Genomic DNA, 20,547 nt, shown 5'->3' with positions numbered 1-20,547 from the left:
GCGGAGACAGAATGAGCGTGAGCAACCTGATTTCTTCTACTGAAAACCGTGCGGCTGCGCTGGCAGGCACGCCCCGCATGGGGCAAGGCTTTGTCTGGCAGGACCTGCGGGTGGGCCAGCAGCTGCGCACTTTCCGCCGCACGGTGACCGAGACCGATCTGGTCAATTTCATCAACACCACGGGCATGCTCGAAGCGATCTTCATCGAAGACGGCTACGACGGCGGCGCCATTCAGGGCCGCCCGGTGCCCGGTGCGCTCACCTACACCCTGATCGAAGGTTTCATCCTGCAAAGCATGATCCAGGGCACGGGCCTGGCCATGCTGGAGCTGCACCAGAAGATTCTGGCCCCGGTAGTGGTAGGCGACACCGTTGAGGCGCTGGTGGAGGTGACCGACATCAAACCAACGAGCAAAGGTGGCCGCGCGGTGGTGACATCGCGGATCGAGGTCTACAACCAGCGGCAGCAGCAGGTGATGGTGTATACCGCCGTGCGCCTGCTGGCGGGCCGAGGGGCATAGGCCTGCGCGGCTGTGGTTGGCGTTGTACCTTTTGCCTATCTTTTAGCGCCTTGATGAGAAAACGACAGGAGACACAGTATGAAATGCGGATTTTTACGTGGCACGGCGCTGCTCGCCGTCACCGTGGCGGCCGTCTGTGGTGCGGCGCAGGCGCAGGATGCCTGGCCAAGCAAGCCGATCACGCTGATCGTACCCTTTCCGCCAGGGGGGCCCACGGACATGGTGGCGCGCGTGCTGGCGCAGCAGGTGGGCCAGCAATTGGGGCAGTCGGTCATTGTGGACAACCGCCCCGGGGCCAATGGCAACATCGGCAACGCGATGGTGGCCAAGGCGCCGGCTGACGGCTATACCGTGCTCTACAACACCTCGTCGATTGCGCTCAGCCCATCGCTCTACAAAAAACTGAGCTATGACGTGGCGAAGGACCTGCGCCCGGTGGCGTTGACGGCGGTGGTACCGCTGGGGCTCGTCGTCAATCCCAAGGTGCCCGCGAACACCGTGCAGGAATTCGTGAAGTACGCGCAGGACAACAAGGGCAAGCTCTCGTATGGCTCGGCCGGCAACGGCAATGTCACCCATCTGGCGGCGTTTCAGGTGGTGCAGCACTACAAAATTGATGCAAGTCATGTGCCCTACAAGGGCAGCGCTCCGGCCGACGTGGATCTGGTCGCGGGCCAGATCGATTTCATGACCGACACCATCAATTCGGTAGCACCCTTCATCAAGGACGGCAGGCTCAAGCTGCTGGCTGTGAGTACCGCGGCGCGCATTCCCAATTTTCCCAATGCGCCTACGCTGGCTGAAAGCGGCATGACAGGGTTTGAGGCTGGCGCGTGGCAAGGCGTGATGGTGCCCGCCAAAACGCCAGATGCGATCGTGGAACGCCTCAATGCAGAGTTGATGAAGGCCCTCAAGGACCCGGGCGTGCTGGAGAAGCTGCGCGTGCAAGGCACCGAGCCACTGGGCTCGACCCCCAAGGCGTATGGCGACTACATCCAGAGCGAAATCAAGCGCTGGGCGGGGGTGGTGAAAAGCACGGGCGTGTCTCTGGATTGATTGAAAGCAAGACCATGACAATTCTCAATGGACTGGGCCTGACGCGCATTCCACCGGAAGGCGAGGCACTGCGCGCCGAAGTACGCGCCTTTCTGCAGGATGCGGTCAAGGACATTCCTGCGCATATCCGCGCCAAATCCTGGAGTGGCTATGACCCGGCCTTCAGCCGCAGGCTGGGCGAAAAAGGCTGGCTGGGCATGACGTTTCCCACCGCCTACGGCGGCCATGCGCAGGGCGCCTTTGCACGCTACGTGGTGGTGGAAGAGTTGCTGAACTTTGGCGCGCCCGTGGGTTCGCACTGGATTGCAGAGCGCCAGAGTGCGCCGCTGATCTTGAAATACGGCACCGAGGCGCAAAAGCAGCGCTATGTGCCGCCTGTGGCGCGGGGCGAGAGCTTTTTCTGCATCGGCATGAGCGAGCCCAACGCCGGATCGGACCTGGCCAGTGTGCGCACGCGCGCCGTGCCCAATGATGCGGGGTGGCTGCTCAACGGCCAGAAAATCTGGACAACGAACGCCCAGCACTGCCAGTACATGATTGCGCTGGTACGCACCTCGGGCGAGGCGGCAGACCGCCACAAGGGCCTGTCGCAACTGATTGTCGACCTGAACCTGCCCGGTGTGACCGTGCGGCCGATCGAAGACATGTCGGGCGACAGCCACTTCTGCGAGGTGTTTTTCGAGAACGTGCAACTGGCGCCCGATGCGCTGGTGGGTGCCGAAGGGCAGGGCTGGGAGCAGGTGACGGCCGAGCTGGCCTTTGAACGCAGCGGGCCCGAGCGCCTGTTCTCATCGGTGGTGCTGTTCGACCAGTGGCTGGCCTTTTTGCGCACCGAGGCGACGCCGCGCGCTGAATCGCTCAGGCTCGCAGGCCAGATCCTGACGCGGCTGGCTCCGCTGCGTGCGCTGTCCGTGGCGGTGCAGGAAAAGCTGGTGCAGGGCCAGAGCCCCATCGTGGAGGCCGCTCTTGTCAAAGACCAGGGCACGGTGCTGGAGCAGTACATTCCCGCCGCGATTGCCGATGACCTGATGGCGCGGGAAGGCGCCGCCATTCCGCACGAACTGATGCTGACGCTGAACTACCTCACCCTGGTCTCGCCGTGCTACACGCTGCGCGGCGGCACCCGCAGCATTCTGCGCGGCATGATCGCGCGCGGTCTGGGCCTGCGCTGACCGCAAGGAGAAGAACATGGACCATTTGATCATCGATGCCCTGCGTGATGTGCTGACCGGGCAATGCACGCCCGCGATAGTGCGTGCTATAGAAAATGAAGTGGCAGCGCACAATGGTTGCGCGCCAGAGACGGATTTGACCAAAATCTCTGCCACGGCGGCAACCCTGTGGCAGCAGATCGAGGACACCGGCTTTGCCGATCTGTTGCTACCCGAGGACGAGGGCGGCGCTGGCCTTGCGCTGCGCGACGCCTTTGCCGTCTGGGATCTGCTTGGCCAGCACGCCATGCCACTGCCACTGGCAGAAACCATGCTGGCGCGGGGCTGGCTGGTGGCAGCTGGCGTGGCTGTACCTCAGGGCGCGATTGCGCTTGCACCGCATCTGTTGGTGGAAGGCGGCGGCGTTGGTACATCTGGTGTACGCGGCGCCCGCGTGGCGCAATGGGTACTGGGCCAGCACGGCGGTGAACTGGTGCTGTTGCCTGTGGCTGGTGCGCAGGCCAGCCCGAGCATTTTTGTACTCGATGCCGATCTGCGCTGGAAGGCCGAAACCCTGGTATCGGCCACGCGCGTGCCCGCACCTGCATCCTTGCTGGTGGCGCAGGCGGGGCTGGTGTCGGCGTTGCTGGCAGGCAGCCTCCTCACCACGTTCGAGAGCACGCTCAATTTTGCCAACGAGCGCCAGCAGTTCGGCCGGCCGATCGGCAAGTTTCAGGCCATTCAGCACGAGTTGGCGGTAATGGCCGAGCACGTCAGCGCGGCGCGCATGGCAGCGCAGATCGCCTGCGAGGCAGGTGGCGTGCTGGCCGATCCGCTCAAAGTGGCTGTGGGCAAGGCGCGCACGGGCGAGGCGGCGGTGGAGGTGGCGTCGCTTGCGCATTCCGTCCATGGCGCGATTGGATTCACCACCGAGTTTGACCTGCAACTGTTCACCCGCAGGCTGCACCTGTGGCGCCAGACGGCAGGCAGCGAAAGCTATTGGCAGTTGCAGGCAGGCCAGGCCCTGGTGGCGGCTGGCGGCATGAGCCTGGATGTGATCCGCCAGATCACCGACAGCACCGCTGCGGCCTGACGCGGCGCCACGCCCATCCCTGTCCGCTGCCGGATTTGGCACCTGATTGGCCGCAGCCAGCGCCTTTTTTCGGCTATGGTTGCGGTTTTGTTTTTACATCCGTTTCTCAATCATTCGAGTACGCGAAGGCAAAGCGCAGGCAATGCTGACGCACGACAAGGTTCGGCGCCCCCACAACGCCGACAAAGTAATCGGATGATTGCGAGACGGAATAACGATAAGGAGTCAGTATGTCGGTTTACACGGAAGACGTACAAAGCGAGGTGCATGGCCGCATCGGTTTCATCACCCTGAACCGCCCCAAAGCGCTGAACGCGCTGTCGCTGGCGATGGTGCGCGAGCTGATGGACGTGCTGCTGCGCTGGCAGAAGGACGAGAACATCGTTGCCGTCGCCATTCGCGGCAGCAACAAGGAGGGCGCGTTCGGAGCCTTTTGCGCAGGCGGCGATATCCGCTTTCTGCACGCAGCGGGCATGGCGGGCAACCCCGAGCTGGAAGACTTTTTTACCGAGGAATATGCGCTCAACCACCTGATCCACCACTTTGGCAAGCCCTACATCGCCTTCATGGACGGCATCGTGATGGGTGGGGGCATGGGGATCAGCCAAGGCGGCACCCTGCGCATCGTGACCGAGCGCACCAAGATGGCCATGCCGGAGACGGCGATTGGCCTGTTCCCTGACGTGGGCGGCGGGTATTTCCTCTCGCGTTGTCCCGGCCACGTGGGCGAATACCTGGCGCTGACCGGCCAGATGATCGGCGCAGCCGACGCCATTGCATACAAGCTTGCCGATGGCTATCTGCCCAGCAGTGAGCAGGCAGCCGTATGGGATGGGCTGGCCGCTGGCAGCTTTGTCGATGCCAAGGCGGTGGAAGACTATGTTGCTTCAAAATTGGTAGCAGCTCCCGCTCGCCAAGCGGGCGCTGATGCTGAAATTGGCCAATATTTTTCCAAAGGCGATGTACCCGCCATCATCAAGGCCTTGGAAGCGGCTGACAGCGATTTCGCCAAGGCAACGGCAGAGACCTTGCGCAAGCGCTCGCCGCTGATGCTGTTTGTGGTGCTGGAGCAGATCCGCCGCGCCCGCCAGCAGACCCTGGCCGACGATCTGCGCATGGAACGCGACATGGTGCGCCACTGCTTCTACCTGCGGGCAGATCGCAAGAGCGAGACGCTCGAAGGCATCCGCGCGCTGGCAGTGGACAAGGACCACAACCCGCGCTGGAGTCCCGCGCGGATTGAAGAGGTGGATCTGGGCGAAGTGGCCCGGATGTTTGTGAGCCCCTGGCCCGCGCCTGCGCATCCGCTGGCGCACCTGAAGGGCTGGGCTGAGTAAAGGATCGCCCCTTCAAAAGCAAAGCCGCACATCGTGCGGCTTTTTTGCCAGTGGCGCTGTCGCTGTCAGGGGCGTGCAATCTTCCAGGCGCCGCCTACACCGTCGCCGGTCTTGTCACCAGGCTTGCCGTCCTTGACGAAGTAGTACAGCGGCTGGCCCTTGTACGCCCATTGGCGGCTGTTGTCATCGCGGACGATGATATTGAAATCTCCAACAGGCTTGGCCGATTCAGCCACAGGCAGCGGCGGCCAGTTGGTGGCGCATTGCCCATAGCAGGCAGAGCTTCCGCTGCCCACGGCATCCTTGCTGAAGGTGTAGAGCGTGTGCCCATTGGGGCCGATCAGACTGCCGTCAGCTGCCTTGACGGGCGTGCTGGCGCTGCTGTGCATGGTGCCGGTTGAGCTGCAGGCGGCCAGCAGCAGGGCGGACAAAGGGAGGGCCAGAGTCGAGATGCGGGGGAACATGGGTGAGCTCCTTGGTGGACAAGAGACCCAGCCACTCTAACCAGAAGACGGGGCGCCCGCGTGTGGGACAGATGCCCGATATGGGCTGTTTTGCCTAGCGCGTATGCACCTTCATTGCGCGCTCGACCTCGCGCTTGCTCTCGCGTTCCTTGATCACATCGCGCTTGTCGTGCTCGGCCTTGCCCTTGGCCAAGGCAATATCGCATTTGGCGAGGCCATTCTTCCAGTGCAGATTGATGGGCACCAGGGTGTAGCCCTTTTGCTCGACCTTGCCGATCAGGCGGCGAATTTCGTCCTTTTTCATCAGCAGCTTCTTGATGCGTGCCGAATCCGGGTTGACGTGGGTGGAGGCGGTCTTCAGAGGGTTGATCTGGCAGCCCAGCAGGAACAGTTCGCCGTTCTTGATCAGCACGTAGCCGTCGGTCAGCTGGGCCTTGCCTTCGCGCAGGGCTTTCACTTCCCAGCCGTGCAGCACCATGCCTGCTTCAAAGCGCTCTTCAAAGAAATAGTTGAATGCCGCCTTCTTGTTATCGGCTATGCGGCTGTTGGTGTTGTTCGTCTTCGACATAATTGCAATGTTAGGGGCAAAACGAGGTTTCCAAGAGCTGTAAGGCTGTTGGCGCTGGCGTTTTTGCCCAATCCGTGATTTTCCATGAATATTCAGGGCCGCGTTCTCGCATGCGGTCCGCCTCCAGCGTTTGCATGAAAACCGTCAACAAGTCCGTTCTGATCTGGTACAGCCCCCAGGAAATGTTTGATCTGGTGGCCGATGTGCCCCGTTACCCGGAGTTTCTGCCCTGGTGCGATCATGCGCGCGTGTTGGAGCAGCATGCAGACGGAGTGACGGCCGAAGTGGGTATTGCGCTGGCAGGAATCAAGAAATCCTTCATCACCCGCAATACCTACGAGCTTGGCAGGCGCCTGCAGATGCAATTGGTCAAGGGCCCGTTTTCCCACCTGCAGGGTGACTGGCATTTTTATCCGGTGGGCGATGGCAGCCAGCGCGCCTGCAAGGTGGAGTTGAATCTGAGCTACGGGTTTGACAGCATGACGCTCGCCGCCGTGGTGGGCCCCATTTTTGACAAGATTGCCGCAACGATGATGGACGCCTTCATCCAGCGCGCCGAGAAGATCTATGGCTGAGTCTGCCTTTATCGATGTCGAGGTGGCATGGGCGTGCGATGGGCAGGTGCAGTCGTTTGCGTTGCAGTTGCAGGTGGGGGCCACGGTGGCTGATGCATTGGCAGTAGCTGCCCAGCGCAGTGGCCAGGTGCTGGGTGCGGAGCAGGATGTTGGCATCTGGGGCAGCGTGCAGCCGCGCAATACGGTATTGGCCGATGGAGACCGGATCGAGTTGTACCAGCCCCTCAAGGTAGATCCCAAGAAGGCGCGCCGTGAGCGTTTTGCCAAGCAGGGCGCGCGCCGGGCAGGGCTGTTTTCGCGGCGCAGGCCGCAGTCCAAGCAAGGCTATGGCGCCTGATACAGGGCAGACCTGCGCATGAAAAAGCCACGCATTGCGTGGCTTTTTTGCCGGCTGGCCGACGGTTTAGCAGTTGTTGAAAATCGCGTCGTCGGTGCGCTTGATCTCGGCTGCGCGCTGTTCGGCGTTCTGAAACACCATTTCGCCTTTTTCGTTGGGCATGCGCACTGCCTTGCCGGTGTCGTACATGGCCTTGGCTTGCTGGGCGCGCTTGCAGTTGTCAGCCTTGGCGGCCACCTGTTTTTCCTTGGCTGCCTTGTCTGCATCGGCCTTGGCCTTGTCTTCTGCGGCCTTTTTGGCTTCCAGTTCCTTGTCCTTGCCGCTGGCGGTCTTGGTCGCTGGCTTGGCTGCGGGGGCGGCGCCTTCGGAGGCGGTCGTCGCTTCGCCTTCCTCCGGAGCAGCAACGTCGCGCAGGGCAGGGCCGGTACCCGAAGTCTTGGCGCCTGGGACACCGCCATAGCCCTTGGGCCGTTTGAGAATGTTCTTATCAGGCACATCCAGCCCTGGTGGACGGTCGCTGAAGACCTTGCGGCCGTCCTTGTCGATCCACTGCCATTGGGCCATGGCGGGCGCAGCCACACCCAGGGACGCGCAGATGAGAAGCAGCTTGATTAATTTCATGGAAGCAGTGTAGCGCGCCATCTATAAATGGCGCACCAAGTTGTTGGTTGCGCAAAACACTGGGTGTCCCCTTGCAGAAAATTCTGCCTCCTGCAGACCATTTGCAAAAGACGGTAGAATCCTTTTTTTGGAGCTTTCACAATGCGCCTGATCGGAAAAGCGCTCACCTTCGACGATGTGTTGCTGGTGCCCGCATACTCCCAAGTCCTGCCCAAGGACACCTCTCTCTCTACCAAATTCTCCCGCAATATCACGCTGAACCTGCCCCTGGTGTCTGCCGCCATGGATACGGTGACGGAAGCGCGCCTGGCGATTGCCATCGCCCAGGAAGGCGGTATCGGGATTGTTCACAAGAACATGACAGCCGAACAGCAGGCCGTCGAAGTATCCAAGGTCAAGCGCCATGAATCTGGCGTGGTGCACGATCCTGTCGTGATCACCCCTGAGCACACCGTGCTTCAGGTGCTGGAGCTGTCGGAAAACCTGGGTATCTCGGGCTTTCCGGTGTGCGACGGCGGCAAGGTGGTTGGCATTGTGACCAGCCGCGATCTGCGCTTTGAAACCCGCTACGACGTCAAGGTGCGTGACATCATGACGCCGCGCGAGCGTTTGATCACCGTCAATGAAAAGGATGACACCACGCCTGCAGCGGCCAAGGCTTTGCTCAACAAGCACAAGCTCGAACGCATCCTGGTCGTCAATGACGCATTCGAGCTCAAGGGCTTGATTACCGTCAAGGACATCACCAAGCAGACCACGTTCCCGAATGCCGCGCGAGACCGTGCAGGTTCGCTGCGCGTGGGCGCTGCCGTTGGTGTGGGTGCCGGTACCGAGGAGCGTGTCGAACTGCTGGCCAAGGCCGGTGTCGATGCCATCATCGTGGATACAGCCCATGGCCACAGCAAGGGCGTGATCGACCGCGTGCGCTGGGTCAAGCAGAACTATCCACATATCGATGTGGTGGGTGGCAACATCGCCACCGGCGCTGCTGCGCTGGCGCTGGCTGAGGCAGGCGCCGATGCGGTCAAGGTCGGTATCGGCCCTGGCTCGATCTGCACCACGCGTATCGTGGCAGGTGTGGGCGTGCCACAGATCATGGCCATCGACAGCGTGGCCAAGGCTTTGGCCGGCACGGGTGTGCCGCTGATCGCCGATGGCGGCATCCGCTTCTCGGGCGACATTGCCAAGGCGCTCGCCGCTGGCGCATCGTCGGTGATGATGGGCGGCATGTTCGCCGGTACCGAAGAGGCGCCGGGCGAAGTCATTCTGTTCCAGGGCCGCTCGTACAAGAGCTACCGTGGCATGGGCTCCATCGGCGCCATGCAGCAAGGCTCGGCAGACCGCTACTTCCAGGAATCCTCCACGGGCAACCCCAATGCCGACAAGCTGGTGCCAGAAGGCATTGAAGGCCGCGTTCCCTACAAGGGTTCGATGGTCTCCATCGTCTACCAGATGGCAGGCGGCGTGCGAGCGGCCATGGGTTACTGCGGCTGCAACACCATCGAAGAGATGAACAACAAGGCCGAGTTCGTTGAAATCACTGCTGCCGGTATCCGTGAATCGCACGTGCACGACGTGCAGATCACCAAGGAAGCGCCGAACTACCGGGCTGACTAAACAGCGCTAATCTGATCAGAATCCCAAATTCTGGTCTTTGTGATAAAATCTGGTCTGAATTCAATTTCAGGCCAGATTTTTTTATTTTCAGCCCATGCAATCTGTTGGTATCTACGAAGCCAAGACCCGCTTCTCCGCTCTGATCGAGGCGGTGGAGCAGGGCGAGGAAGTGCGCATCACACGGCACGGCAAGGAAGTCGTGCGCATGCTGCCGGTGCGCCGCAAGCCCGTGATCACCGATGAGCAGATTGCCCGGGAATTGCAGCAGATTCACGCGCTGCAGCAGACTGTTCGCGCGCCAGATGCTGCGAATGGTGTAGCAGCCATGCGCCAGACAGGCAGGAGCCAGGCATGAGCGCAACGGCCTTCATTCTGGACGCCACAGTCACCGCCGCCTGGTTGTTGCCCGACAACGCCAGCCCGCATACCCAGCGCCTCTACACCCGTATCCGCCGCGACGAAGTTGATCCGCAGGCCCCCAACCTCTGGCAATGGGAGTGCGGAAACCTGATCGCATCGGGAGTGAACAACGGCCGCATCCCCACCACCAGCGTTGAAGGCCTGTGGAGCGTGCTGGAGGCCATACGCCACCGCGTGGAGTTGCACGATCTCGCTCCCGCGCAGCACAAGGCCGTGCTCGATGTGGCGCTGGATACCGGATTGCCTGTTTACGATGCCGCCTATCTGTGGCTGGCGCAATCGTTGCGCCTGCCGCTGGCCACTTTTGACCAAGCCCAGCAGGCTGCTGCAAAAAAGCGCGGCATTGCACTGCTGGCGCCCGAAGATTTCTGATTCCCTTTCTGTCACCCTAGCCCCTGAACACCATGCAACACGACAAGATCCTCATCCTCGATTTTGGCTCCCAGGTCACCCAGCTGATCGCTCGCCGCGTGCGGGAGGCCCATGTGTATTGCGAAGTCCATCCCTGCGACGTCAGCAGCGAATGGGTGCGCGAATTTGCCGCAGACGGCAAGCTCAAGGGCGTGATCCTTTCGGGCAGCCATGCCAGCGTCTACGAAGTGGACGACCGCGCCCCTGACGCGGTGTTCGAGTTGGGTCTGCCGGTATTGGGCATCTGCTACGGCATGCAGACCATGGCCACCCAGTTGGGCGGCAAGGTCGAAGGCTCCAACAGCCGCGAATTCGGCTACGCGGAGGTCCGCGCCCACGGCCACACCGAACTGCTCAAGGGCATCGAGGATTTCACGACGCCCGAAGGCCACGGCATGCTCAAGGTCTGGATGAGCCACGGTGACAAGGTCACCGAGCTGCCCCCAGGCTTCAAGATCATGGCCTCCACGCCGTCCTGCCCTATCGCGGGCATGGCCGACGAAGCGCGCCGCTACTACGCCGTGCAGTTCCACCCGGAGGTCACGCACACCGTGCAAGGCCAGGCGCTGCTCAACCGCTTCGTGCTCGACATCTGCGGCACCCAGGCCGACTGGATCATGGGTGATTACATCGAAGAGGCTGTTGCCAAGATCCGCGAGCAGGTCGGCGATGAAGAGGTGATTCTGGGCTTGTCTGGCGGCGTGGATTCTTCCGTGGCCGCTGCCTTGATTCACCGCGCCATCGGCGACCAGCTGACCTGTGTGTTCGTCGATCACGGCCTGCTGCGCCTGAACGAGGGCGACATGGTCATGGAGATGTTCGAGGGCAAGCTGCACGCCAAGGTGGTGCGGGTCGATGCGTCCGAGCTGTTCCTGGGCGAGCTGGCCGGCGTGACCGATCCCGAGCAAAAGCGCAAAATCATCGGTCGCCTCTTTGTGGATGTGTTCAAGTCCGAGGCCGCCAAGCTCAAGGCTGCCACAGCTGGCAGCAAGGGCGCCACCTTCCTGGCGCAGGGCACCATCTACCCCGATGTGATCGAGTCGGGCGGCGCCAAGAGCAAGAAGGCCGCCACCATCAAGAGCCACCACAATGTGGGTGGCCTGCCGGAGCAGCTGGGCCTGAAACTGCTGGAGCCGCTGCGCGATTTGTTCAAGGATGAAGTGCGCGAACTGGGCGTAGCCCTGGGCCTGCCCCGTGGCATGGTGTATCGCCACCCGTTCCCCGGCCCTGGCCTGGGCGTGCGCATTCTGGGTGAAGTGAAGAAGGAGTACGCCGACCTGCTGCGCCGCGCCGATGCCATCTTCATCGAAGAGCTGAACAACTGGATCGACGAAAAAAGCGGCAAGAGCTGGTACGACCTGACCAGTCAGGCTTTCACCGTCTTCCTGCCTGTCAAGAGCGTGGGCGTGATGGGCGATGGCCGCACCTACGACTACGTGGTGGCCCTGCGCGCCGTGCAGACCAGCGATTTCATGACCGCCGACTGGGCCGAACTGCCTTACGGCTTGCTCAAGCGCGTGTCCAACCGCATCATCAACGAAGTGCGCGGTATCAACCGCGTGACCTACGACGTATCGAGCAAGCCGCCTGCGACCATTGAGTGGGAGTGATCCCGCGTCCGGCACAGACTGGCACCAAGAAGCATTAAAACACCCCTAAGCCCGCGTAATTGCGGGCTTTTTTCGTTCTTGGCGTAGCACTGTCTGGCAAATTTTCGCATCGCCAAGCACACCGTTTCTATGGCATGGTAGATGGTACGATTTGAACCTGATGCCATGTTCGGCGCTCGATACCATGCCGCCTCTGATGGGGTGTTCATGGTATCGAATTTAGGTAACGCATTGTCCTTAAAGAAGTTTTTTGAGGATTTGTGGGGCTTTTTGAGCATGGTATTTTTGAGAGGAAACCCAACCCGACCATGCTGACTGATACCAAGCTGCGCAACCTCAAGCCAAAGGACAAGCTGTACAAAGTGAATGACCGTGACGGCCTCTACGTGGCCATCACCCCTGCGGGTTCGATTTCGTTCCGCTACAACTACTCGATCCACGGCAGGCAAGAGACCATCACCTTCGGCCGCTATGGTGTCGGAGGGATCACGCTAGCGGAAGCTCGCGAACGGCTGGGCGAAGCCAAGAAGATGATCGCCGCAGGGAAATCTCCAGCCAAGGAGAAAGCGCGGGACAAAGCCCGCGTCAAGGATGCTGAGACATTCGGCGCGTGGGCCGAGAAGTGGTTGCGCGGCTATCAAATGGCAGATTCCACCCGCGACATGCGCCGTGGAACATACGAGCGAGAGCTAAAGCCGAAATTCAGCAACAGGAAACTGATAGAAATTACCCACGAGGACTTGCGGGCGCTGACTGATGCCATCGTGGAACAAGGCAGGCCATCAACGGCCGTGCTTTGCCGCGAAATTATGATGCAGGTCTTCCGCTGGGCTATCGAACGCGGACAGAAGGTTGAGAACCCGGCCGATTTGGTGCGCCCGTCAACTATCGCCAAGTTTGAGCCGCGAGATCGAGCACTGACGCCCGAGGAAATTGGCTTGATGTACCAGTACATGGAGCGTATCGGCACCACACCTTCAATTCGAGCGGCTGCCAAGCTGCTGTTGCTAACGATGGTTCGCAAAAGCGAACTGACCAACGCAACGTGGAACGAAATCAATTTCACCGACGCGCTCTGGACAATCCCCAAGGAGCGGATGAAGCGCCGCAATCCCCATTTGGTGTTCCTGTCGAGGCAGGCGCTGGATATTTTCATCGCGCTGAAGACCTTCGCCGGCGGTTCGGAATACATTCTGCCATCACGTTATGACTCAGACTTGCCGATGAGCAGCGCAACGCTCAATCAGGTGCTTACCCTTACCTATCGGCTGGCCCAGAAGGAAGGGCAGTCACTTGGCAAGTTTGGACCGCACGACTTGCGGCGCACAGCCAGCACGCTGTTGCATGAGGCGGGCTATAACACCGACTGGATCGAGAAGTGCCTTGCGCACGAACAGAAGGGCGTTCGTGCCATCTACAACAAGGCCGAGTACCGCGATCAGCGCCGGGCGATGCTCCAAGATTGGGCCGACATGATCGACGAGTGGACAATCAGGAAGACCCGCCTCAAGGACTGATTCGGAGCCTAGAGACCTGCATTCTGTAGCGAAATGCCCACTTCGGTGGGCTTTTTTTTGTCCGAAAAACGATGAATTTCCGGACGCGATAAATTGGGTTTAAGTGCCTATTGCAAACCTAATTAAAACAGCGGTTTGCGTTATCAAGATTGTCCGTCAAACGTTGAATTTACGGACACTAAGTGATTGATTTAATTGAAAAAATATCATCGTAGATGCTGGAGTTTTCCGGAATTGTGTAGCAATAATTAAACCTCGGATGATGACAAAACGAGGTATTCGGTGTGGAAAAAGAATTAAGGAGAGCAAGTAAAGTTCTCATTAGCAAAAAGCAGCTGCTGGAGATGATTCCGCTGTGCGAGCGCACGATCTACAACTTTGAAAAGCAGGGGAAATTTCCTCAGCGCATTGCGCTCAGTAGCCGCAAGGTCGTGTGGGATTTGGCGGAGGTCGAGGCATGGATTGATGCGTGCAAACATTCCAGCCCGGCCCCTCGTCCCGGAATGGGGGCCTGAATTGTGGCGGCCAACTTGCAGGCGACATTTACGAGTAGACCGCTTGTACTGGGCTTAATACAGCTCCGGTTGGGCCGTGCATGAGTAGCCGAAACAGCGGTCTTAAGCCCATAGGCGCGGTAATAGGCGACTCTGGCGGGCTACTGGAACGCCTTGAAAATATCAGGAAGCGGAACAGTGACCGAACTCCGGCTGCTGAACGCGGTAGACCGTCTAACGTCTCGACCGTGCATGAACAGATGGAAAGGGCAAAAGAGCGGGACAAAGCGTTGTCACTTGTCCGCAAGCCTCCACAAGGCGACGCTCAGCCAGATTTTTTTGCGCCCAGCCTTTATGACGTGGGCGGCCGCGACAATCGCAGCGTCATGGATGTGGCCGTGTTCCGTTTATCCAAGAAGGACAAGCGAGCCGGAGAACTGATCCGCTACGACCTGCCGGATGGATACGTGGAAGTGTCCGCAGGAGCGCACGGAATGGCCTCCATTTGGGACTACGACATTGTGCTGATGATGGTGTCTCACTTGACCGAAGCTATGAACCGCTATCGAGAAGGAAAGGGTGGCAAGCCGGGGAGAGTGTTTCGGCTGCATGTTAGCGACATCCTCAGATTTGCCCGACGTGGTAACGGTAGTAGTCAGGTTAAGGGAGTGGAAGCCGCGCTAGATCGGTTGCGGGGTACTACCATCAAGACAGTGCGCGAAAGCGGCAAGTTCCGGACAACCGAAGCCGAGGGGCTGATCGCGCGCTATCGTGTTCTGTCACGCACGGACACCAAGAAGATAAGTTCTGTCGAGATTGAAGCCCCGGAGTGGATTTATCGAGAAGTCACCGAGGGCAAGCGGCCGGAGGTACTTACAGTACACCGGGACTACTTTCTGATCGAGCCGGGCATAGGACGCTTTATCTACCGACTGGCTCGCCGTGCCGCAGGCAGGGATAGCGCTAAATGGGCTTTCAAGACCCTTTACGAACGCAGTGGAAGCGGTGGCTCGTTCAAAAAATTCTGTTTCTTCCTTCGCGGGATCATCAAAGCCGATGACCTGCCTGAATATGCCTTGTGCGAAGAAGCGGGGAAGGATGGCCCTCTACTGGTCATGAGGCACCGCAATTCCTCGTCGGAACCGCTGGGCGGTTCCTAATAGACGGTGAGTGAGATCGCAAAAGAGCCCCGTTGCGGGCTTTTTTCATTTTGATTGACGGACAGTTGGCGGACAAAGTGGGAACAACCCGCCACGCTGTGGATAGAGTGTCTATTAGGAACCTGAAACCGTCTATTAGGAACCGTTTCGCCGTCTATTAGGAACCGGTATCCGTCTATTAGGAACCGGCATCGCGCGTAATCCATTGAATTAAAAGATTAAATTTCCTTCTTTTTACGCTAAATCTTTTAAAACTATATATAAAACTGTTTAAAACCCTTTTGCCTGTGCATAAGTCGATGGCCCCCATCCGTTAGTTCGGAACTCCTATTCGTGCGAAATCGCGCCACGATCCAAAAGCGTGGCCCCTTGCGGGGTTCCCACCGCTTCGCGGCAGCTCCCCTCCCTCATGAAAGGCGTTCGCTCCGCCCCAAGGCGCTGGCCGAGCTTGCTGCCGTGGGTTGGAGGCTGGACGAGTACGCTAAGGGCAAAGGAGAAACGGGCGACCCAAGGCATCCGACCGTAACGCCGCTCCCCCCTGTTTAACGGCACCCCACCCCCTGTTTAACGGCGCCCGGCCGGTTTCTGAAAACCCAGCAACGGCGGGCGTTTGCGGGCCGTTCGCAAATTCCATCTAAGATTCTCTAAGAATCTCCAGCATGCGCGCTAAGTGCCGCGCCTTGATGGCGCAGCTCCTAGCTTGCTGCTCTTGGTCGGCCTACGGCCGTTGGGCACCAAAAAAGTAGGGCGGGCCTGCCGTCGCCGACGCGGCTAGTTCCGTGGATTACCCACCGGTCGCAGCACCTGGTCGAGCCGTTGAAACCGGCAAAAAGACGATCAGGCACCAAAAAGGGAAGGGCAGGGCCAAAATCGACATAAGGCCTCTTACGGCCTGCGAAAGCGTCCAAAATCCCTGCTGTATGGGCCGTGGCGGCGTTTTTTCAGTGTCGGAATGTTGTTGTGACTGTCATGTGTGAAAACTTCTCACAGAGCGATACAGGCCGTTTTTGCGGTGTGTAATAGACGGAGATGCTGCGGCAGGAAAACAAAACCCCGCACTCAGGCGGGGTTGTGGGTGATGGAACTGGCTGTGCGCGTCAGCGATTGATGACCCTGCGTCGCTGCCGTTCTTCCTCTTCCATCTGAAGGATGGCCATTCTCACACGCTCTACCAATACCACCTGATTCTTGCTGCCGAAAAGTGGCATGCGATTAAGCATACCCATGCCGCCGTAGAAATGCGCAGCGGCAGGCAGAGCCAATCGGTTCACCCGATGCTGTAGTGCCGTGTACTGCTTATCCAGTGCATCGAGCTGCGGGCCAAAGCCTTTGCGTCGGAGCCATTGGCCAAGCGCCCACATACCAATACCGAGAACAAAAAAGCCGCCGAGCATCATCAGGCCAAAAAATACATCGTTCATCATGATTACGCCTCCGATTGAGAGTTAACGCCAGAATCCATGCCGGGCACATTGAGCGCGCCGACATTTCCGGTCCTAGCTGTGTCCGATGTCGGACGAATAATGTTGGATTCCGCTTGTGTAGTCGGCTCTGCGCCGTCATCAGGCGTTGGACTGTCGCCGCCGGGGACGGGAGGGGGAGACCCGGTGCCCCCGAGCGAAAGCCCGTGGGAGCTTTCCATACCGGGTACGCTGATAGCGCCCAGCACGCCAAGCGCCCGTGTGGCCACCTCGGCGCCCTGCGCAACAACCTTGCCGTTGCCGCCGGTCCCTTCTTTTGGTGTCATCTGCCGTTGCTGAGCGACGGCCTGCTGATCCGTATCGTCGTCACCGCCCTTGGCCGCTCTTCCGGCCTGTTTGGCGGCTTGTTTCAAGCCGCTGCCTGCTTTTTGGCTAGCTGGCGAAGCGGCCGCCGACACTGGATTCGCCGATCCTGACGCGGCACCACCCCCGACGCGAGAACCTGCGGCCTTTGCGGCCGCACCGGTGCCCCCTCCTGTGCTTGCGCCAATTCCAGCGCTGCTGACGCCCGTCGCACCACCGATGCCCCCTGCGGTACTGCCGCCTGCCATGCTGGCGTTCAGTGCGGAGGCCAGTCCACCACCCGCGGCACTGGCAGCGCCTCCGCCAGTTCCTGCGGCCCCTAGTGCTCCTGCGGCCGGGGCTGCTGCCCCTGCTGTTGCAACAGTAGCGACTGCGGCCGCCGCACCGGCTGCACCGGCTGCGGCCATGCCCCCAATTGCAGAGCCGCCGCCCATCGACGTGCCGCTAATCATGCCGCCGATCAGTTCAGGGATGGTTTTGGTCAGGTAGGCGCACACCAAAGACAGGCCGACCAAGGTCATCAACGACGCTTCGTCGTTGGTGTAGGCTGCCGACCATTCTGCGGAAACCTGCATGATCAGACCCACAATCAGAGTCAGGACAAACAGCTTGGCACCTACCGCAACGGCATAGCGAATGGGAGCCAGTGCATATTCGCGTGTCCATTGAGAGCCACCGAAACCCATAAACAGGACGGCGGCATTGATGATGACGTAGGCCTCTACCAGCGTCACGAACACCAGAGCCGCTATAAACGTAAAACACATCAGGACGATCAATGCAGATACGGCCACCACAACCGATGTGATTGGGCTGAACATCGAAACACCGGCCGTCAGCACCTGCCGTGAAAAGTCCACAGCAGTTGAGAACATATCCCCCGGCATCAGCTCCGCACTACCCAACCCTGCCGCGTGCGCCCCGGCCTGCCGGAAGCTGTTGACGATGGCCCCGCCCCACTCGGTCGCGTGATCGAGCATCGCATAGAAGAACCCTATCACGAGGATGAATTTCACCAGTTCATGGAGGATGTCGCCCAGTTCAGCCCCGCGCATGACCAAAGGAGCAAAAGTCCAAACTAACTGGATGACGGCAAGGCATCCCAAGAGCCACAAGGCGTAATCATGCAGGCGCGGTGCCCATTGGTTTGAAGCGTTCTGAATCAGCCGCAGAAGGCTGTTCATAGACGTGTTGCTCTGCGCCAAATCGACCCCGGCAGCCATCGCACTAGTTGCGGATAGCAAGAGCACCGCGCCGACAAGTGCGTAAACGGTTGAACGTCGCATAGTCAGAACCCCTCAGACGGGCCGCGAGTGTTTGGGCGGCTGCGGAATTGGTCATCCTGATGGCCATTGCCGACCGCTGCGCATTCCGGCGCGGCGGCGTTCGTGACGACCACGGCCGTCAGTGCCGACCCACCAAGGGCCGAGACGAGACAGAGGGCGGCAATCAGCGCCTTAGAAATCATCATGGTTAGAACCCCTCAGACGGGCCGCGTGTATTTTCACGGCTGCGGAATTGCTGTTCGGAGGCATCGCTAACGGACTGTCGTTCGTTTTGCTGCGCCATGTAGTTGCCTTGCAGGGTGATCTGTGTGGCCACCAGATCGCGCAGCTTCTGGAGCTGCTGCACGTTCTGCGCCGCAATCTCGTTCCCTGCTTGAATGGCCTGCTGGCGACCAACGGCCGACTGTGAACGGCTTACCAACTGGTCCAGCATCGCGTTCTCATCCTCGAATGTGCTGGTATTCACGCCAGCGGCCTGCATGGCCGTGCGGGCGTTATCGAAGCCGGATTGTGCCCAGTCCCGATAGCGCTGCGGCATGTTGTTTTGCCCTTGGCCAATCGAGTTCAGATAGCTGTCATAGCCCTTGAACTGCTGGCGAAACTGTTCGTCCAGATTGCTGATGTTGCGGCCGAGCGACTGCGCCGAGTTGTAGACGCTGGCCACGCGCTGGAGGTCGCCAGTGATGGTGTTGAACATGCGGCTGGGCAGTGACATGCCCTGCTTAATCATGTTGTCGTACTGCTGGATCTGCGTCTGCAACTGCTGCGCGGTGTTCAGTTGCGTATTCACCGCTTCGGCGTATTCGTACATCTGCTGATAGAACGTAGAGCAGTTCGAGCAGTAGATGGCATAGGCCGGAGCCGGTGCCATGTAGAGACTTACACCAAGGCCTGCGCTCGCCATTGCTAGAGCGAGCGCCGCGCCTCGACCGAATTTTCGGGCGGCATAAGCCGACGTTTTTTGCGATTCCATTTCCATACCGAATACCTCATTTTGTCATCGTCCGAGGTTTGATTATTGACCGATATGGAGCGGTTTTAAATATGCGGATAATCTTGTATCCGCATAGAATTCAATGATTTATGTCCGTAAACTGTCCGTCAATCTTCACGAGATTGTTTCTCAACGCTATGATTTTGATCGCGTTTTTCTTGACGCGTGAAAGGGGCTCGGCTGTCCGGTTTGATACGTTTTGCGGACAAAAAAAGCCCACCGAAGTGAGCTTTTGATAAGGCGGTGCGCGGCGTCAGTGGGCAGCGTAATAGGGATTCTGTGCGCGATAAAGGTCACGCTCCGGTTCAGGGATGTGTAGCGTTTCAAGGTGCCAATCTTCGAGTGAAGAAGCCAGCTCGGCCGCTATGCGCTGGGCTTCCATAACGCTCTTGCTAGGCCGTCCACTGGCTCGACCGAGGCAGGCTTGCAGTTCGTTGAGTTGATTGGCCAATGCGCTGATGCGGTGAGCTGTCTTCATGATCAATTCCCCTTGCTAATCCTTTCCACGATTTTGTCGAATTCTTCTCGGACTTGATCGTCCGTAAGCTCAAGATTAACCAATCCTGACTTTATTGCAATTCTTCCGATTCTTTCGGCTGCCTCATTGTCGAGTTTTGCCAATCTGGCTTTCGCCATTTCAAGCTCCGAAAGGGCATCAGAACGGCGCTCTGCGAGGGTTTTTCGTGCCATGATTACTCCGTTGTTTCTTGATGATCGAGTTTCGAAAAAAGCGCGTAAACGGAGGCTATGTTCTCACCCGGGTCGAGCAATTTACAAGACTTAGATTTGGCTGGCCTAGCTGATGGCCTCTCAAAGCCCCCTCCTTTTGGTGTCAGTCCGTCCTTGATGCTCATGAACTCAGTCGGAAACGCGTTTTTATGCGAATGTATGCGATTCTATGCGATTAGAAGAATTGATTAATGCGATGCTACGCGAGTGTATGCGAATTAGCGCGAATGTACGCGATTACGCCATATTTTACTGGCGATTCTGCTCCAGTCGCATAGAATCGCAGAGAGGTAGCAGGCAAGATGTGTGTTGTAGGCCTACGCTGCTACGCAGCTAAGGCCTCCACCACCGCCCCTTACTCGCCTGCGGCTCGATGGCATCCTGCTCTGCGAGGCTGACGGTCGCTGCCGCGTCTCACCAATCGCGCTTGGAGTTTGGGATAAAAGAGGACAAAGCACCAAAGGGAGAAGCGGATCGTCCAAGGGGTTGTCCTGCTCTGCATTTCTGAGAGCGGTAGGGCTGAATCGGCAGATATGGTCTCGGGCTGACCTTGAAGCGGTATGCGTGCTTGTGAAGCTGAATGGAAATCTCGGGCGGGTAGCTGGACTGCTAAAATTGTGGTTGTTGCCGCGCCGAGGGGAAGGCGCACATCCATAGACGTGGAGAATCTGATGATTGAGTTCAGCGTTATGCAGTCAGAAATCAGAGCCAAAATGAGCCAAGTTGTTTTCGCGCGTAAATAGCCACGCGAGTGGTTCTGTTTTGGTGTTTTTTTTGCTATTTGCTGGTTAAAATGGCGTTT

The 20,547-nt window shown here is 59.1% G+C and carries 24 protein-coding genes; 16 read left to right on the top strand and 8 right to left on the bottom strand.

Annotated features, from left to right (window positions below):
- Window positions 1-11 precede the first annotated feature (11 nt).
- The 5 genes from LAD35_RS12250 to LAD35_RS12230 all read left to right on the top strand — a co-directional run bounded on the left by LAD35_RS12250 (window position 12) and on the right by LAD35_RS12230 (window position 5,158).
- Window positions 12-521 (top strand): MaoC family dehydratase, encoded by a 510-nt coding sequence (locus tag LAD35_RS12250; RefSeq protein ID WP_224149344.1) that lies wholly within the window; start codon window positions 12-14, stop codon window positions 519-521.
- A gap of 78 nt (window positions 522-599) precedes the next feature.
- Entirely contained in the window at window positions 600-1,577 is a 978-nt protein-coding gene (locus LAD35_RS12245) for a Bug family tripartite tricarboxylate transporter substrate binding protein (RefSeq protein WP_224149343.1), read from the top strand.
- 14 nt (window positions 1,578-1,591) lie between these two features.
- Window positions 1,592-2,749: an acyl-CoA dehydrogenase family protein gene (locus tag LAD35_RS12240; RefSeq protein ID WP_224149342.1), complete on the top strand. Its 1,158-nt coding sequence runs from the start codon at window positions 1,592-1,594 to the stop codon at window positions 2,747-2,749.
- Between the two features lie 16 nt (window positions 2,750-2,765).
- Complete coding sequence (locus LAD35_RS12235; protein WP_224149341.1) at window positions 2,766-3,821, top strand: acyl-CoA dehydrogenase; 1,056 nt, start codon at window positions 2,766-2,768, stop codon at window positions 3,819-3,821.
- A gap of 230 nt (window positions 3,822-4,051) precedes the next feature.
- Window positions 4,052-5,158: an enoyl-CoA hydratase/isomerase family protein gene (locus tag LAD35_RS12230; RefSeq protein WP_224149340.1), complete on the top strand. Its 1,107-nt coding sequence runs from the start codon at window positions 4,052-4,054 to the stop codon at window positions 5,156-5,158.
- Between the two features lie 65 nt (window positions 5,159-5,223).
- Here the strand turns inward: LAD35_RS12230 and LAD35_RS12225 are convergent, their stop codons facing one another.
- Window positions 5,224-5,622: a COG4315 family predicted lipoprotein gene (locus LAD35_RS12225; protein WP_224149339.1), complete on the bottom strand. Its 399-nt coding sequence runs from the start codon at window positions 5,620-5,622 to the stop codon at window positions 5,224-5,226.
- Between the two features lie 94 nt (window positions 5,623-5,716).
- Complete coding sequence (smpB, locus tag LAD35_RS12220) at window positions 5,717-6,190, bottom strand: SsrA-binding protein SmpB (protein WP_184709842.1); 474 nt, start codon at window positions 6,188-6,190, stop codon at window positions 5,717-5,719.
- 134 nt (window positions 6,191-6,324) lie between these two features.
- Between smpB and LAD35_RS12215 the strand changes: the two genes are divergently transcribed.
- Both LAD35_RS12215 and LAD35_RS12210 read left to right on the top strand, forming a co-directional pair.
- Complete coding sequence (locus LAD35_RS12215; protein WP_224149338.1) at window positions 6,325-6,765, top strand: type II toxin-antitoxin system RatA family toxin; 441 nt, start codon at window positions 6,325-6,327, stop codon at window positions 6,763-6,765.
- Window positions 6,758-7,102, top strand: a complete 345-nt coding sequence (locus tag LAD35_RS12210; RefSeq protein WP_224149337.1) for an RnfH family protein — start codon at window positions 6,758-6,760, stop codon at window positions 7,100-7,102. Before LAD35_RS12215 ends, LAD35_RS12210 begins: the two co-directional genes overlap by 8 nt.
- 66 nt (window positions 7,103-7,168) lie before the next feature.
- Here the strand turns inward: LAD35_RS12210 and LAD35_RS12205 are convergent, their stop codons facing one another.
- Window positions 7,169-7,723 carry a DUF4124 domain-containing protein gene (locus LAD35_RS12205; protein ID WP_224149336.1) on the bottom strand — a complete coding sequence of 185 codons (555 nt, stop codon included), beginning with the start codon at window positions 7,721-7,723 and terminating at the stop codon, window positions 7,169-7,171.
- 141 nt (window positions 7,724-7,864) lie between these two features.
- Here LAD35_RS12205 and guaB point away from each other — a divergent pair, with 141 nt between their 5' ends.
- The 8 genes from guaB (at window position 7,865) to repC (ending at window position 15,498) form a co-directional block, all read left to right on the top strand.
- A complete protein-coding gene (guaB, locus tag LAD35_RS12200) occupies window positions 7,865-9,340 on the top strand; it encodes an IMP dehydrogenase (protein ID WP_224149335.1) in 1,476 nt (491 codons plus the stop codon).
- 94 nt (window positions 9,341-9,434) lie between these two features.
- Window positions 9,435-9,695: a type II toxin-antitoxin system Phd/YefM family antitoxin gene (locus LAD35_RS12195; protein WP_224149334.1), complete on the top strand. Its 261-nt coding sequence runs from the start codon at window positions 9,435-9,437 to the stop codon at window positions 9,693-9,695.
- Complete coding sequence (locus LAD35_RS12190) at window positions 9,692-10,132, top strand: type II toxin-antitoxin system VapC family toxin (protein ID WP_224149333.1); 441 nt, start codon at window positions 9,692-9,694, stop codon at window positions 10,130-10,132. The genes LAD35_RS12195 and LAD35_RS12190 overlap by 4 nt, the downstream gene beginning before the upstream one ends.
- Before the next feature lie 32 nt (window positions 10,133-10,164).
- On the top strand, window positions 10,165-11,781 hold the full coding sequence (gene guaA / locus LAD35_RS12185; RefSeq protein ID WP_224149332.1) for a glutamine-hydrolyzing GMP synthase: 1,617 nt from the start codon (window positions 10,165-10,167) through the stop codon (window positions 11,779-11,781).
- Window positions 11,782-12,089: 308 nt separating this feature from the next.
- Window positions 12,090-13,298 (top strand): tyrosine-type recombinase/integrase, encoded by a 1,209-nt coding sequence (locus LAD35_RS12180; protein WP_024248387.1) that lies wholly within the window; start codon window positions 12,090-12,092, stop codon window positions 13,296-13,298.
- Between the two features lie 284 nt (window positions 13,299-13,582).
- Window positions 13,583-13,813, top strand: a complete 231-nt coding sequence (locus LAD35_RS12175) for a helix-turn-helix transcriptional regulator (protein WP_000410046.1) — start codon at window positions 13,583-13,585, stop codon at window positions 13,811-13,813.
- Window positions 13,814-14,040: 227 nt separating this feature from the next.
- Window positions 14,041-14,952, top strand: coding sequence for a replication initiator protein A (locus LAD35_RS12170; RefSeq protein WP_224149331.1), 912 nt, complete (start codon window positions 14,041-14,043; stop codon window positions 14,950-14,952).
- A gap of 333 nt (window positions 14,953-15,285) precedes the next feature.
- Window positions 15,286-15,498 carry a replication protein C, IncQ-type gene (gene repC / locus LAD35_RS22415; protein WP_349496257.1) on the top strand — a complete coding sequence of 71 codons (213 nt, stop codon included), beginning with the start codon at window positions 15,286-15,288 and terminating at the stop codon, window positions 15,496-15,498.
- Between the two features lie 551 nt (window positions 15,499-16,049).
- Here the strand turns inward: repC and LAD35_RS12165 are convergent.
- The 5 genes from LAD35_RS12165 to LAD35_RS12145 all read right to left on the bottom strand — a co-directional run bounded on the left by LAD35_RS12165 (window position 16,050) and on the right by LAD35_RS12145 (window position 19,706).
- Complete coding sequence (locus tag LAD35_RS12165) at window positions 16,050-16,376, bottom strand: hypothetical protein (protein WP_027920145.1); 327 nt, start codon at window positions 16,374-16,376, stop codon at window positions 16,050-16,052.
- Between the two features lie 2 nt (window positions 16,377-16,378).
- Window positions 16,379-17,959: a P-type conjugative transfer protein TrbL gene (trbL, locus tag LAD35_RS12160; protein ID WP_224152673.1), complete on the bottom strand. Its 1,581-nt coding sequence runs from the start codon at window positions 17,957-17,959 to the stop codon at window positions 16,379-16,381.
- Window positions 17,960-18,209: 250 nt separating this feature from the next.
- Entirely contained in the window at window positions 18,210-19,001 is a 792-nt protein-coding gene (gene trbJ, locus LAD35_RS12155; protein ID WP_000425121.1) for a P-type conjugative transfer protein TrbJ, read from the bottom strand.
- Window positions 19,002-19,269: 268 nt separating this feature from the next.
- Complete coding sequence (locus LAD35_RS12150; protein ID WP_016943284.1) at window positions 19,270-19,494, bottom strand: hypothetical protein; 225 nt, start codon at window positions 19,492-19,494, stop codon at window positions 19,270-19,272.
- Window positions 19,495-19,496: 2 nt separating this feature from the next.
- Complete coding sequence (locus LAD35_RS12145) at window positions 19,497-19,706, bottom strand: TraC family protein (RefSeq protein ID WP_000101767.1); 210 nt, start codon at window positions 19,704-19,706, stop codon at window positions 19,497-19,499.
- A 525-nt stretch (window positions 19,707-20,231) separates the two neighbouring features.
- On the opposite strand from LAD35_RS12145, the gene LAD35_RS22410 reads away from it, so the two are divergent.
- Entirely contained in the window at window positions 20,232-20,402 is a 171-nt protein-coding gene (locus LAD35_RS22410) for a plasmid mobilization protein (protein ID WP_371260264.1), read from the top strand.
- The last annotated feature ends 145 nt before the right edge of the window (window positions 20,403-20,547 follow it).

The sequence above is a fragment of the Comamonas odontotermitis genome (assembly GCF_020080045.1).
GTDB classification, from domain to species: domain Bacteria; phylum Pseudomonadota; class Gammaproteobacteria; order Burkholderiales; family Burkholderiaceae_C; genus Comamonas; species Comamonas odontotermitis.
This window is presented reverse-complemented; position numbering and strand designations above follow the sequence as displayed.